Source organism: Pseudomonas sp. PDM30 (assembly GCF_019218985.1).
GTDB lineage: Bacteria > Pseudomonadota > Gammaproteobacteria > Pseudomonadales > Pseudomonadaceae > Aquipseudomonas > Aquipseudomonas jessenii.
Map to the genome: position 1 here is coordinate 55,152 of NZ_JAHUWM010000014.1, position 13,355 is coordinate 68,506.

The following is a 13,355-nucleotide window of genomic DNA, read 5'->3' on the forward strand; positions in this document are numbered from 1 at the left end:
TTAGCCCTTTGTCGGCCATTGATCACCCCTCAAAGTTCAGGGCCTGTGGAGAATCGGGCTCTGGTGACCGCCACCACCAAAGTCCAATAAACACTGACTTACCTTTAATTTTTTTTTGCCGTAGAATCAGCCTGCCTTTTTAGGCGCCAATGTCCGTTAGAAGCTGTTTTCAAAGCGTCACGAGCACAGTCGTTCCTTCAGAGCGGTGTTGGCGAGGGGTTTTTCCAGCGGGGAAAAGCCCAACGCCAACCCTCATCAGCTCCCGTTCTGCAGGCGTAAAACTTTGAAAGCAGCTTCTGTAAGGAATTGTCGGTAATTCTGGCTAAGTGGCTCACAACGCCATGCAGCGCATGAGTACGGCAATTTCGGGATGAGCGTCCCGGACACCCATTTGGGACCACTGATGAGGGTAATAACTGTGCTTGAAGCCTACCGCAAACATATCGAAGAGCGCGCAGCACTGGGTATCGTTCCCCAGCCGCTAAACGCCGAACAAACTGCAGGCCTGGTCGAGCTGCTGAAAAATCCCCCGGCTGGCGAAGAAGCATTCCTCGTTGACCTGATCACCAATCGCGTTCCGCCTGGAGTGGACGAAGCAGCCTATGTAAAGGCCGGCTTCCTGTCCGCCATCGCCAAAGGCGAAGCCAAATCCCCCCTGATCGACAAGAAGCGCGCTGTTGAACTGCTCGGCACCATGCAGGGCGGCTACAACATCGTGACGCTGGTTAACCTGCTGGACGACGCCGAACTGGCTCCAGTAGCGGCCGAAGAACTCAAGCACACCCTGCTGATGTTCGACGCCTTCCACGACGTCGCTGAAAAAGCCAAGAACGGTAACGTTCACGCCCAAGGCGTGCTGCAATCCTGGGCTGACGGCGAGTGGTTCGTGAAGCGCCCGACCCTGGCCGACAAGATCAGCCTGCGCGTGTTCAAGGTCACCGGCGAAACCAACACCGACGACCTGTCCCCGGCTCCTGATGCCTGGTCCCGTCCAGACATCCCGCTGCACGCCCTGGCCATGCTGAAAATGGCTCGCGACGGCATCGTGCCTGACGCACAAGGCGTCACCGGTCCGATGAAGCAGATCGAAGAAATGCGCAACGCCGGTTTCCCTATCGCCTACGTCGGTGACGTGGTCGGTACCGGTTCTTCGCGTAAATCGGCGACCAACTCCGTACTGTGGTTCTTCGGCGACGACGTTCCTTATGTACCGAACAAGCGTGCCGGCGGTTTCTGCTTCGGCAGCAAGATCGCTCCGATCTTCTACAACACCATGGAAGATGCCGGCGCACTGCCAATCGAATTCGACGTATCCAACATGCACATGGGCGACGTGATCGACCTGTACCCGCATGCTGGCAAAGTCTGCAAGCACGGCACCGACGAAGTCCTGACCACCTTCGAAATGAAGACTCCGGTGCTGTTGGACGAAGTTCGTGCTGGCGGCCGTATTCCGCTGATCATCGGCCGTGGCCTGACCGAGAAGGCTCGCGCCGAACTGGGTCTGCCACCTTCGAACCTGTTCAAGAAGCCTGAAGCTCCGGCTGAAAGCACCAAGGGTTTCACCCTGGCGCAGAAAATGGTCGGCAAGGCTTGCGGCGTGACCGGCGTTCGTCCGGGCACCTACTGCGAACCGAAGATGACCACCGTGGGTTCCCAGGACACCACCGGTCCAATGACCCGTGACGAACTCAAAGACCTGGCGTGCCTGGGCTTCTCGACCGATCTGGTGATGCAGTCCTTCTGCCACACCGCGGCTTACCCTAAGCCGATCGACGTGACCACCCACCACACCCTGCCTGACTTCATCATGACCCGCGGCGGCGTTTCCCTGCGTCCGGGCGACGGCATCATCCACTCGTGGCTGAACCGCATGCTGCTGCCAGACACCGTCGGTACCGGTGGTGACTCCCACACCCGTTTCCCGATCGGCATCTCGTTCCCGGCCGGTTCCGGCCTGGTTGCGTTCGCCGCAGCCACCGGCGTCATGCCGCTGGACATGCCTGAGTCGATCCTGGTTCGCTTCAAAGGCGAACTGCAGCCAGGCGTCACCCTGCGTGACCTGGTTCACGCCATTCCTTACTACGCGATCCAGGCTGGCCTGCTGACCGTAGAGAAGAAAGGCAAGAAGAACGCCTTCTCCGGTCGCATCCTGGAGATCGAAGGCCTGCCTAAACTGACCGTAGAGCAAGCGTTCGAACTGTCTGACGCCTCGGCTGAACGTTCGGCTGCCGGTTGCACCATCCAGCTGTCCAAAGAGTCGATTGCCGAATACCTGCAGTCCAACATCACCCTGCTGCGCTGGATGATCGGCGAAGGCTACGGCGATGCACGTACTCTGGAACGTCGCGCTCAAGCAATGGAAGCCTGGCTGGCCAACCCTGAGCTGCTGGAAGCGGACAAAGACGCCGAATACGCTGAAGTCATCGAGATCGACCTGGCCGACATCAAGGAGCCTGTGCTCTGCGCGCCGAACGACCCGGACGACGCTCGCCTGCTCTCCAGCGTTGCTGGCGAGAAGATCGACGAAGTGTTCATCGGTTCGTGCATGACCAACATCGGTCACTTCCGCGCCGCCGGCAAGTTGCTGGAACAGGTCAAGGGTCAGCTGCCAACCCGTCTGTGGCTGTCGCCGCCGACCAAGATGGACGCTCACCAGCTGACCGAAGAAGGCTACTACGGCATCTACGGCAAGGCCGGCGCTCGCATGGAAATGCCAGGCTGCTCGCTGTGCATGGGTAACCAGGCACGTGTAGAGCCGAACTCGACTGTCGTGTCGACTTCGACCCGTAACTTCCCGAACCGTCTGGGTGACGGCGCGAACGTCTACCTGGCTTCGGCCGAGCTGGCGTCCGTGGCTTCCATCCTGGGTCGCCTGCCGACCGTCGAGGAGTACATGGAATACGCTGGCAAGATCGACAGCATGGCGGCCGATGTCTACCGCTACCTGTCCTTCGACCAGATCGCCGAGTTCCGTGAAGCTGCTGCGAACGCCAACATCCCGGTCGTTCAAGCCTAACGTTGCAACGCAATGAAAAACGCCGCCCATCGTGAGATGAGCGGCGTTTTTTTATGGCTGTTTTTTGTGTACATATCCGTTTCTGGAGTAATGGCTGCTATTTGTTCCGCGAGCCGACCTGGCTCTGACTGAGGTCCCCGAACCTCTGTAGGAGCGAGCCTGCTCGCGATGGTCGTCAACGATAACGCAGGCTGTCTGAATCCCCGCGGTGTCCCGGCGTTTTTCGCGAGCAGGCTCGCTCCTACAGCGATCGAATACCCCCCCCCAAAAAAAACGGCCAACCCGAAAACCGGATCAGCCGTCATTCACTCATCAAATCAAACAGCAATCACGCACTCAGCGAATAGACCAACGCCGAAATCGCCACCAGGCCTACCGCCGTCACGAAGACATTGGACGCCTGACCGCGATAGCGTGCCATCGCCGGCACCTTGCGGATGGCGTACATCGGCATCAGGAACAGGATCGCCGCGATCACCGGGCCACCGAGGGTTTCGATCATGCCGAGGATGCTCGGGTTCAGCGTGGCGACGATCCAGCACACCACCAGCATGAACGCGGCGGTCATACGGTCCAGGGCCTTGGCGGACGGACGCTTGCCGCTCTTGACGATCAGACCCTTGAGGCCTTCGCTGGCGCCGATGTAGTGCCCCAGGAACGACTTGGAAATGGCCACGAAGGCAATCAACGGCGCCGCGAAGGCAATGGTCGGATTGCTGAAGTGGTTGGCCAGGTACGACAGGATCGACAGGTTCTGCGCCTTGGCTTCAGCCAGTTGCGCTGGCGACAGGGTCAGCACGCAACTGAAGACGAAGAACAGCACCATCACTACCATCAACAGATGGGCACGGGACAGGATCTGCGAGCTGCGTTCCTCGGCGTGTTCGCCATAACGACGCTTCTGGTCGACCGCAAACGCCGAGATGATCGGCGAGTGGTTGAACGAGAACACCATCACCGGTATCGCCAGCCACAGGGTATGCAGCAGCGCCGACGGCGCAGGCACTTGGCTCGCGGTGGCGAGAATGCCGCCGTTCCAGTGCGGAATCAGGTACACCGCCAGAAACAGCAGCGCCACGATGAACGGGTAAACCATCAGGCTCATGGCCTTGACGATCATTTGCTCGCCGCAGCGCACCACGGCCAGCAAGCCAAGGATCAGCACCAGCGACAACACGGCGCGCGGTGGCGGCGTGATGTGCAATTGATGCTCAAGGAAACTGCCCACGGTGTTGGTCAGCGCCACGCTGTAGATCAGCAGGATCGGGAAGATCGCGAAGAAGTACAACAGCGTGATCAGCGCGCCGGCCTTGATGCCGAAATGTTCTTCCACCACTTCAGTGATGTCGGCGCCTTCGCGACCGGACAACACGAAACGGGTCAGCCCGCGGTGTGCGTAGAACGTCATCGGAAACGCCAGCAACGCCAGGATCAGCAGCGGCCAGAAACCGCCCAGGCCTGCGTTGATCGGCAAAAACAGGGTTCCGGCACCAATCGCCGTGCCAAACAGCCCCAGCATCCAGGTGGTGTCTTGGCGATTCCAGCTCGTAAGCGTCGCGGGTGTCGCGTCTACATAGCGTTCGTTAACGCTATTGGCCTGATCATTCATCCGGTGGGATCTCCACATTCCGGTCACTTGCCACCCGGCCAGGACGCGTCGGAATACCCGACAGGCGGCGCCCGGCCGAAACAGGGGCGCGATTCTGGAGGATTAGTGAGCAGAAGCAAAGACTTAGGTGAGGAACGGTGGTACCAGATAGACGAAAGTCCCCTGTGGGAGCGAGCTTGCTCGCAATAGCTGCGGCACATCCAACATCTACTTGCCAGACACACCGCTATCGCGAGCAAGCTCGCTCCCACAAGGAATTGCAGTGTTTTCGAGGCTACGTTTCATCGCCAGAAAGCATGGGACACTTGATAAAGGTTCACCATCATGTATTTTTAACCGACCTGCATTCCTTCTGGAGTCTGCCCATGCCACTGGTTCGCGTCGACATCCGAAAACACCGGGACCCCACCCACGCCAGACGCATCGGGCAACTGATCTATGCCGCCATGCGCCAGACCATTGGCGTGCCTGAACACGACAACTTCCAGATCCTGGCCGAACACGACGAGCAGCATTTCATCTTTGATCCCGGGTATCTGGGCATCAACCGCACCGATAACCTGGTCGTCATCCAGATCACCCTCAACGAAGGGCGAACCCTGGAGCAGAAAAAAAACCTCTACAAAACCATCGCCGAAAGCCTTAATGCAGAGCTGGCGGTGCGCCTGGAGGACGTTTTCATCAATCTGGTGGAAGTGAAAAAAGAGAACTGGTCGTTCGGCAACGGGATTGCCCAATACGCCCTCTGATAGTCCACCTGAAAAACGAGAATGACCCATGCCCCGAGTTTCCCGCAAACAAGCCGACCTCAACCGCGAGACTATCGTCGATGCCGCCACCCGGCTGTTTCGTGAACGCGGCTTGCACGGGATCAGCGTGGTCGATGTGATGGCCGCCGCGGGCCTGACCCACGGTGGCTTCTACGGGCACTTCGAATCCAGGGAAGCCCTGGCGCAAGAGGCCAGCGGCCGGGCTTTCGAGCAGGCCGCGCAACGCTGGTCAGGACGGGTGGCCGAGCATGACGGCAAGGACGCCGCCCGCTGTGCCGTGGTCGAAACCTACCTGTCCAACGAAAGCCGGGACAATCCGGGCGACAGCTGCCCGGTGGTGGCCTTTGCCGGGGACATGTGCCATGAGGCCGCCGAGAGCGGATTGCGCCAAACCTATCTGCAGGGCCTGAACAACCTGCTCGATTCCCTTGGCTCGCTGCTGGACGCAGAGGACGAAGCCGGCAAACGGCAGCAGGCGCTGGTGCAGTATTCGCTGATGTTCGGTGCCCTGATGTTGTCCCGGGCCACCCGAGGCGACCCGCTATCGGATGAAATTCTCGAAGCTGCCCGGGCCGCCCTCACGCCGTCGAAGTAAATCGCCCGCCCCCACGCAATAAAAAGATCGCAGGCATTACCAGCCCCTACACTCAGCGCAGTGTCCACAATGGCGCAGGAGCTGCCACGGACTGCGATCGCTGGTGGTTGCCAAGCCGCCCTGAAATCAGCAATCTCAAGTGACGTTCGAGCCGATTTTTCGATGCCCACAGGGAGCCAAGCATGCCTGTAACCGTTCTGGTACTGGTTGAAACCATCAATGAGTACCTGCCTATCCTCGAACATCAGGGCTTTCACCTGATCCTGGCCCCGACGCCCGCCGAGCGCGCCGAAGCCATTGCCCACCACGCCGGGCAGATCGACGCCGTCCTCACCCGTGGCCCGTTGGGGCTGTATGCCGATGAAATCGCCGCCCTGCCCAACCTCAAGATCATCTGCGTGATTGGCGCCGGCTATGAACACGTCGACCTGCAGGCCGCAGCGAACCGGGGCATCACCGTCACCAATGGCGCCGGGGTCAACGCCTCGTCCGTCGCCGACCATGCGATGGCGCTGCTGCTGGCGCTGGTGCGCGACATACCCCGCTGTGATGCCGCCGTTCGGCGCGGTGAGTGGCCGAAGATCATGCGCCCTTCCCTCGCTGGCAAACGCCTGGGCATCCTCGGCCTCGGCGCCGTCGGCATGGCCATCGCCAAACGCGCGGCGAATGGCTTCGACATGGCGGTGAGTTACCACAATCGCCAGCATCGCAGCGATGTGCCCTACACCTTCTGCTCCACCCCCACTGAACTGGCCCGTGCTTCGGACTTTTTGATCGTCGCGACCCCCGGTGGTCTCGGGACCAGGCACCTGATCAACAAAGCGGTCCTTGATGCCCTGGGTCCCAACGGGTTCATCGTCAACATCGCCCGCGCCAGCGTGATCGTCACCACCGACCTGATCAGCACCCTTGCACAACGCCGGATCGCCGGCGCCGCACTCGACGTGTTCGACGCCGAACCGAAGGTGCCGGATGCACTCAAGACCCTGAGTAACGTGATCCTCACCCCCCATGTCGCCGGGCTGTCCCCGGAAGCCACCCAGGGCACCGTCGAAATGGTGGGCAAGAACCTCGTGGCGTTTTTCTCCGGCCAACCGGTGCTCACGCCGATCGAACTGCCGTCGGCCAAGAGCCGGCTCGCCCATTGATGGCGATTCAAACAGCTGTATCAAAAACAATGATTGGCCGGCAACACGCTCACCTATAAGAGCCGTTCGCGGTTGTAGGTGTGCAGTGTGCGCATTAGATTAGCCAATAGTTTCAGGCCTCCAGAATAAGCAGAAGGGATAAGCATGGCGCTTACTGACCAGTCCACCCGTACCCGCACCGGTGAAGAGCTCGATGCCGGCCTGATCGATCCGTACCTCAAGACCCATATTCCGGGGCTCAGCGGCTTGCCACGGATCAGCCAGTTTCCGGGCGGCGCTTCAAACCTCACTTACTTGCTGGAATACCCCGAACAGGAATTCGTCCTGCGTCGCCCGCCCTTCGGCCACAAGGCCAAGTCGGCCCACGACATGGGCCGTGAATTTCGCATCCTCAATCAACTGCGCGACGGTTTTCCGTACTGCCCGAAAGCCTACGTGCACTGCACCGACGAATCGGTGATCGGTGCCGAGTTCTATGTCATGGAACGGGTCAACGGCATCATCCTGCGCTCGGACCTGCCGCCGGAGCTGGGCCTGGATTCGGCGAAAACCGAAGCCCTGTGCAAGAGTTTCATCGACAAGTTCGTGGAACTGCATCGCGTCGACTACAACGCCTACGGCCTGGGTGACCTGGGTAAACCCGAAGGCTACGTGGCGCGACAAATCAAAGGCTGGAGCGATCGCTACGAAAAGGCCCTGACCCCCGATGCGCCACTATGGGAAGCGGTCAAGGCCTGGCTCAACGACAAGATGCCGGCCGACCATCCGACCTCCAGCATCGTGCACAACGACTACCGCTTCGACAACGTAATCCTCGACCCGAACAACCCGATGCAGATCATCGGCGTGCTCGACTGGGAACTGACCACCCTGGGCGATCCGCTGATGGACCTGGGCAACACCCTCGCCTACTGGATCGAAGCCGATGATCCGGCGCCGGTGCAGATGATGCGCCGCCAGCCGAGCCACGCGCCGGGCATGCTCACCCGCCGCGAGTTCGTCGATTACTATGCCGAACGCTCGGGCATACGCATCGACAATTTCGACTTCTACTACACCTACGGCCTGTTCCGCCTGGCCGGCATCGTGCAGCAGATCTACTACCGCTTCTACCATGGCCAGACCCAGGACAAACGCTTCGCGCAGTTCATTCACATGAACAAGCTGCTGGAGCAGATGAGCTTGCAGGTCATCTCGAAATCCAGCCTCTGACCATATGCGATCCCTGTAGGAGCAAGCCTGCGCGCGAAGACCGTGAACGATAACGCGCACTGACTGGACTCAACTGAACAGCATTAGCCGCAACACGGCATTTGACTCGATAACAAGACTTTTCATAAGGGAATCCCATGTCCAAGACTCAGTTGTTCGACCTCGACGGCAAGATCGCTTTCGTCTCCGGCGCCAGCCGTGGCATCGGTGAGGCCATCGCCAAACTACTGGCCCAGCAAGGCGCCCACGTGATCGTGTCGAGCCGCAAGCTTGAAGGCTGCCAGCACGTCGCCGACGCCATCATCGCCGCCGGCGGCAAGGCCACCGCCATTGCCTGCCACATCGGCGAGATGGAACAGATCAGCCAGGTCTTCGCCGGCATCAAGGAACAGTTCGGGCGCCTGGACATCCTGGTCAACAACGCCGCGACCAACCCGCAGTTCTGCAACGTGCTGGACACCGACCTCAGCGCCTTTCAAAAAACCGTCGACGTGAACATCCGCGGCTACTTCTTCATGTCGGTCGAAGCCGGCAAGCTGATGCGCGAAAACGGCGGCGGCAGCATCATCAACGTGGCTTCGATCAACGGTGTTTCACCGGGTATCTTCCAAGGCATCTACTCGGTGACCAAGGCGGCGGTGATCAACATGACCAAAGTCTTCGCCAAGGAATGTGCGCAATTCGGGATTCGCTGCAATGCCTTGCTGCCGGGTCTGACCGACACCAAGTTCGCCTCTGCACTGGTGAAAAACGAAGCCATCCTGAACACCGCTTTGCAACAGATCCCGCTCAAGCGCGTGGCTGACCCAAGCGAAATGGCCGGCGCAGTGCTGTACCTGGCCAGCGATGCTTCCAGCTACACCACCGGCGTTTCGCTGAATGTGGATGGCGGCTTCCTGTCCTGATCGTCTGAACAGCACAAATCCCTGTGGGAGCGAGCTTGCTCGCGATGGCGGTATCAGATTCAACATCGATGTCGACTGATACGCCGCTATCGCGAGCAAGCTCGCTCCCACAGTCGGGGTTGTTGCACATCGCAGCGTCCGGGCTTACTGCGTGACGCAACGAGTCGTGGTAGTGACTCGGGTCACCTGCCCGTCTTCAGCCCGTACATCGCCCAGGACATCGGTTTTATCCATGGCCTGGCAGGTGCGTTCAGGAGGTGGTGGAGTGACCGCTGGAGGGGGTGGCGGACTGGCACAGCCGCCGAGGATCGCCACGCAGAATGCCAGCGACAAGGGTGAGATAACGCGTTTCCCAAGAGTTTTCATAGGTTGACCCGCGATAAGTGATAGACACTTTTTTGTGACAACAAAACCGGCGCGCAAAATCCATGCACCTGTCAAAAAAATAAATATCTGCGAATCATTTATAGCCCAATCCGTGACCAGTACCCGTAAAAGCTGACAGTTCTTACATCACCGAATCAGGGCGCTGCAAGGAATTGCTGTCCAGTTCGTAACGCAGTTCTTCGATCAATGCGGTGACCGATAGTGCGTTTGTAGGTTAACCCTGCCCCTTCGACCGGGATTCACCAGAGAACAGTCCCCCGCTCCCGCGCCCAGACAATCGCCTCGCTGCGGCTGTGCACATTGAGCTTGGAGTACACCGTCGCCACATGGTTGCGCACTGTGTTCGGTGCCAGTTTCAGGCGCGCGGCGATGTCCTTGTCGGCCAGGCCTTCGCAGATCAGACCCAGTACATCGCGCTCACGGGCGGTTAGTTGCCCAGTGCTGGCCCGGTCGGTGACATCGTCCATGATCAAGACCAGCGACTCCGGTTTGCCACGGCCGTCAACCAATACCAGGCTGCGCACGCGATGGACCCAGGTGTACGCTTCGTTCCCCGCCGATGTCACCTCCACCAGCACATCGCTGAACGTCTCGCCACGGGCCACCCGACTGATCGGGTAGCTGTCGGCCGGCACGAGGTGATTGTTGCGATAACGCAGGGCGAAGCGTTTGACATAGGCCTTGGCGTTGCTGCCCAGGTCGCTGATCTGCGAGGCACCGTGCATGGCCAGCGCCGCCTCGTTGGCCCACAGGATGCTCTGGTCGGGATCGAGCAGAATCACCCCGTCGGACAAGCAGGCGATGATTTGCTGCAACTGGCGACGATTGGCCTCCGTGGAAAGGACGTGCTGGCTCATTTCGACTCCACAAGTATGGTGCCCCTGTGAAGAATACGACCGCCGGAGTTTTGGTTAGTGCAACGAACCTTGTGGGAGCGGGCTTGCTCGCGAAAGCGGTTGAGTAGGTCAGCGAAAAGCCTGGAGGGCCGGTGGTCCTTTGACTATCGCACGTTAAAGGACGCGTCAAGCCCCGCCAACTTGTCCGGATTACGCATGATGAAAACCCGATTCACCCGCCCGGTTTCATCGAAAGCAAACGTCATCGACGCGGTGATAACGCCGTCGGCCTTGATGATGGCGCCTCGGGCCCCATTGATTTCAACGGGCAGCCATTCACAGGTTTGCCAATAGGCGTGCAACGACTGGCCAATGAAATCCAGCACGCTTTCGATGCCAAACAGCGTTTCACGGATCGCCGAAGCCTTGCCGCCGCTGTCGGCGCAGAGTTCGACGTCTTCGCTCAGCATCACGCTCAAGTTCGCCGTGGAACCACTGGTGATGGCGTTGTGGAAGGCACTGAGCAACTGGTTTTGGCGCACAGGTTCCGGTTGATAGCGGGCCTGGGCACTGCCAAGACTCGCCTTGGCCCGAGACACCAGTTTGCGGCAAGCGGCTTCCTGCACCCCGACCGCATCGGCAACCTGCGGGTAATCCAAGTCGAAGATTTCGTACAGCAGGTACGCGGCACGCTCCTTGGGTGTCAGCCGCTCCAGCAACAACACGAACGCGGTGGACAGCGACGAAGCCAGTTCATGCATGTGCTCGGGTGAATCCTGATGCGCCGTGTGGATCGGCTCCGGCAGCCAGGTACCGATGTAATCTACCCGGGACTTGTGCGCCGACCGTAGCAGGTCAATGCAATGGCGGGTGCAGGCGGTGGTAAACCAGGCGGCCGGCGTGGCGATGGAGGCCCGGTCGGCCTCCAGCCACTTGATGAACAACTCTTGCACCGCATCCTCGGCTTCGACGCGCGAACCGAGAATGCGATAGGCCAGACCAAGCAAAAAGGGCCGGCGCTGCTCGAACACAGTGGCGGCGTTTTCAGCGCAGTTCATCAATCAGTGCCTCGACACCTGCAAGCGGTTCCACAGGTTGATCATGCCGATCTCGGCCGTCAAGGCGCCGATCTGTTCGTCATTGAAATACGCCCTCAGTTCACCGCGCAAGCTGGCGTAATCGGTTTTTTCATCCAGTACCGTCAAGGCTTCGGTCCACGCCAGCGCGGCGCGCTCCGCAGGGCTGAAATCATTGACGTGACGCCAGACGATCAGGCGATCCAGACGCTCGTTGGTTTCATTGGCTTCCCGGGCTTCGCGGGTGTGCATCTTCACGCAAAAACCGCATTGGTTGATCTGCGAGGCGCGCAGGTGGATCAAATGCTTGAGGGTGGGGTTGAGGTCATGATGATCGAGAACGACATGAACCTGGGTCAGGCTTTCGAAAACCTGTGGGATCGATTGCAGCAGATTGACCGCTTGGGTGTTGGACGACATCGTGTTGCTCCACTGATTGAGGGATTCAACAGGATGACGATTGAGGGTTGGGGTTTGTGACGTGCGCTGATTCATTCAGCGCACGTCACTCGGTTCAAGCAGCCAACTCTCCCTTCGCAATCGCCGCCGAAGCCGCCAGCATTGCCCGCAACAGCACCGCACACCCGGCCGCCAGGTCATCCGGCGCGGCGTTTTCGATTTCGTTGTGGCTGATGCCGCCTTCGCACGGCACGAAGATCATCCCGGCCGGGCCGAGTTCGGCGAGGAAGATCGCGTCGTGGCCCGCGCCGCTGACAATGTCCATATGCGACAGGCCCAGGCTTTGGGCGGCGCCGCGTACCGCTTCGACGCAGCCCTTGTCGAAGTACAGCGGTGGGAAGTCGGCCGTTGGCGTGAGTTCGAAGGTCAGGCCATGTTCGTCGCAGGTGGTTTCGATGACTTCACGCACTTCGGCAATCATCGAGTCCAGGCGCGCCGGTTCCAGGTGCCGGAAGTCCAGGGTCATGCGCACTTCGCCTGGGATGACGTTGCGCGAGCCGGGATAGGCTTGCAGGCAGCCGACGGTGCCGCAGGCATGGGGTTGATGGCTGAGGGCGGCGCGGTTGAGCGCACCGACGATCACCGCGGCACCGACCAGGGCGTCCTTGCGCAGGTGCATCGGGGTCGGGCCGGCGTGGGCTTCGACGCCGCGCAGCTTGAGGTCAAACCATTTCTGCCCGAGGGCGCCCATGACCACGCCTATGGTCTTGCGTTCGTCTTCCAGTATCGGGCCTTGCTCGATGTGAGCTTCAAAGTAGGCGCCGACTTTGTGGCCGCTGACTTTGCGCGGCCCGGCGTAACCAATGGCATTCAGTGCCTGCCCCACCGTCACGCCCTCGGCATCGACCTTGGCCAGGGTTTCCTCGAGGGTGAATTTTTCCGCGAACACGCCGGAACCCATCATGCACGGGGCGAAGCGCGAGCCTTCTTCGTTGGTCCAGACCACCACTTCCAGCGGCGCTTCGGTTTCGATGTTGAGGTCGTTGAGGGTACGCAGCACTTCGACGCCGGCCAGCACACCGAAGCAGCCATCGAACTTGCCGCCGGTGGGCTGGGTGTCGATGTGGCTGCCGGTCATCACTGGTGGCAGGTCGGGATTGCGCCCGGGGCGACGGGCGAAGATGTTGCCGACGGCGTCGATGCTGACGGTGCAGCCGGCATCGATACACCATTTGACGAAGATGTCCCGGGCCTGGCGATCCAGATCGGTCAGGGCCAGGCGACACACGCCGCCCTTGACCGTGGCGCCGAGCCTGGCCAGTTCCATGAGCGATTGCCACAGGCGGTCGCGGTTGATGTGCTGATGGCTGGACTGCAGAACGTCTACGGCCGCGTTCAT

12 protein-coding genes and 1 pseudogene are annotated in these 13,355 nt (G+C 60.1%); 6 read left to right on the forward strand and 7 right to left on the reverse strand.

Annotation, left to right across the window (positions count from 1 at the left end):
• The first annotated feature begins 418 nt into the window (after positions 1-418).
• Positions 419-3,019, forward strand: coding sequence for a bifunctional aconitate hydratase 2/2-methylisocitrate dehydratase (gene acnB, locus KW840_RS26025; protein WP_090454986.1), 2,601 nt, complete (start codon positions 419-421; stop codon positions 3,017-3,019).
• A gap of 328 nt (positions 3,020-3,347) precedes the next feature.
• On the opposite strand, the gene KW840_RS26030 is transcribed toward acnB, so the two are convergent.
• A complete protein-coding gene (locus KW840_RS26030; protein WP_057715067.1) occupies positions 3,348-4,628 on the reverse strand; it encodes a serine/threonine transporter in 1,281 nt (426 codons plus the stop codon).
• 365 nt (positions 4,629-4,993) lie between these two features.
• On the opposite strand from KW840_RS26030, the gene KW840_RS26035 reads away from it, so the two are divergent.
• The 5 genes from KW840_RS26035 (at position 4,994) to KW840_RS26055 (ending at position 9,258) form a co-directional block, all read left to right on the forward strand.
• Entirely contained in the window at positions 4,994-5,377 is a 384-nt protein-coding gene (locus tag KW840_RS26035; protein WP_218498233.1) for a tautomerase family protein, read from the forward strand.
• A gap of 28 nt (positions 5,378-5,405) precedes the next feature.
• Positions 5,406-5,993 (forward strand): TetR/AcrR family transcriptional regulator, encoded by a 588-nt coding sequence (locus tag KW840_RS26040; protein WP_090454984.1) that lies wholly within the window; start codon positions 5,406-5,408, stop codon positions 5,991-5,993.
• 182 nt (positions 5,994-6,175) lie between these two features.
• Complete coding sequence (locus KW840_RS26045; protein ID WP_218498234.1) at positions 6,176-7,141, forward strand: 2-hydroxyacid dehydrogenase; 966 nt, start codon at positions 6,176-6,178, stop codon at positions 7,139-7,141.
• Positions 7,142-7,285: 144 nt separating this feature from the next.
• Positions 7,286-8,353: a phosphotransferase family protein gene (locus KW840_RS26050; protein ID WP_218498235.1), complete on the forward strand. Its 1,068-nt coding sequence runs from the start codon at positions 7,286-7,288 to the stop codon at positions 8,351-8,353.
• A gap of 137 nt (positions 8,354-8,490) precedes the next feature.
• On the forward strand, positions 8,491-9,258 hold the full coding sequence (locus tag KW840_RS26055) for an SDR family oxidoreductase (RefSeq protein WP_007976320.1): 768 nt from the start codon (positions 8,491-8,493) through the stop codon (positions 9,256-9,258).
• 144 nt (positions 9,259-9,402) lie between these two features.
• Here the strand turns inward: KW840_RS26055 and KW840_RS26060 are convergent, their stop codons facing one another.
• The 6 genes and pseudogenes from KW840_RS26060 to KW840_RS26080 form a co-directional block, all read right to left on the reverse strand.
• A complete protein-coding gene (locus tag KW840_RS26060; RefSeq protein WP_139212678.1) occupies positions 9,403-9,624 on the reverse strand; it encodes a hypothetical protein in 222 nt (73 codons plus the stop codon).
• A 260-nt stretch (positions 9,625-9,884) separates the two neighbouring features.
• Positions 9,885-10,052 (reverse strand): response regulator transcription factor, encoded by a 168-nt coding sequence (locus tag KW840_RS28750; protein WP_371318495.1) that lies wholly within the window; start codon positions 10,050-10,052, stop codon positions 9,885-9,887.
• A gap of 24 nt (positions 10,053-10,076) precedes the next feature.
• Positions 10,077-10,502, reverse strand: a pseudogene (locus KW840_RS28755) (PAS domain-containing protein); the annotation flags it as partial.
• Positions 10,503-10,645: 143 nt separating this feature from the next.
• Positions 10,646-11,539 carry a sigma-70 family RNA polymerase sigma factor gene (locus tag KW840_RS26070; RefSeq protein WP_218498237.1) on the reverse strand — a complete coding sequence of 298 codons (894 nt, stop codon included), beginning with the start codon at positions 11,537-11,539 and terminating at the stop codon, positions 10,646-10,648.
• Between the two features lie 3 nt (positions 11,540-11,542).
• Entirely contained in the window at positions 11,543-11,977 is a 435-nt protein-coding gene (locus KW840_RS26075) for a carboxymuconolactone decarboxylase family protein (RefSeq protein ID WP_218498238.1), read from the reverse strand.
• A gap of 94 nt (positions 11,978-12,071) precedes the next feature.
• Positions 12,072-13,355 carry a Zn-dependent hydrolase gene (locus KW840_RS26080; protein ID WP_218498239.1) on the reverse strand — a complete coding sequence of 428 codons (1,284 nt, stop codon included), beginning with the start codon at positions 13,353-13,355 and terminating at the stop codon, positions 12,072-12,074.

What these genes read in the sequence shown, in the direction of transcription:
- KW840_RS26030 (WP_057715067.1), bottom strand. Translation starts at nt 4,628, where the DNA reads ATGAATGATCAGGCCAATAGCGTTAACGAACGCTATGTAGACGCGACA.
- KW840_RS26035 (WP_218498233.1), top strand. Translation starts at nt 4,994, where the DNA reads ATGCCACTGGTTCGCGTCGACATCCGAAAACACCGGGACCCCACCCAC.
- KW840_RS26040 (WP_090454984.1), top strand. Translation starts at nt 5,406, where the DNA reads ATGCCCCGAGTTTCCCGCAAACAAGCCGACCTCAACCGCGAGACTATC.
- KW840_RS26045 (WP_218498234.1), top strand. Translation starts at nt 6,176, where the DNA reads ATGCCTGTAACCGTTCTGGTACTGGTTGAAACCATCAATGAGTACCTG.
- KW840_RS26050 (WP_218498235.1), top strand. Translation starts at nt 7,286, where the DNA reads ATGGCGCTTACTGACCAGTCCACCCGTACCCGCACCGGTGAAGAGCTC.
- KW840_RS26055 (WP_007976320.1), top strand. Translation starts at nt 8,491, where the DNA reads ATGTCCAAGACTCAGTTGTTCGACCTCGACGGCAAGATCGCTTTCGTC.
- KW840_RS26060 (WP_139212678.1), bottom strand. Translation starts at nt 9,624, where the DNA reads ATGAAAACTCTTGGGAAACGCGTTATCTCACCCTTGTCGCTGGCATTC.
- KW840_RS26070 (WP_218498237.1), bottom strand. Translation starts at nt 11,539, where the DNA reads ATGAACTGCGCTGAAAACGCCGCCACTGTGTTCGAGCAGCGCCGGCCC.
- KW840_RS26075 (WP_218498238.1), bottom strand. Translation starts at nt 11,977, where the DNA reads ATGTCGTCCAACACCCAAGCGGTCAATCTGCTGCAATCGATCCCACAG.
- KW840_RS26080 (WP_218498239.1), bottom strand. Translation starts at nt 13,355, where the DNA reads ATGAACGCGGCCGTAGACGTTCTGCAGTCCAGCCATCAGCACATCAAC.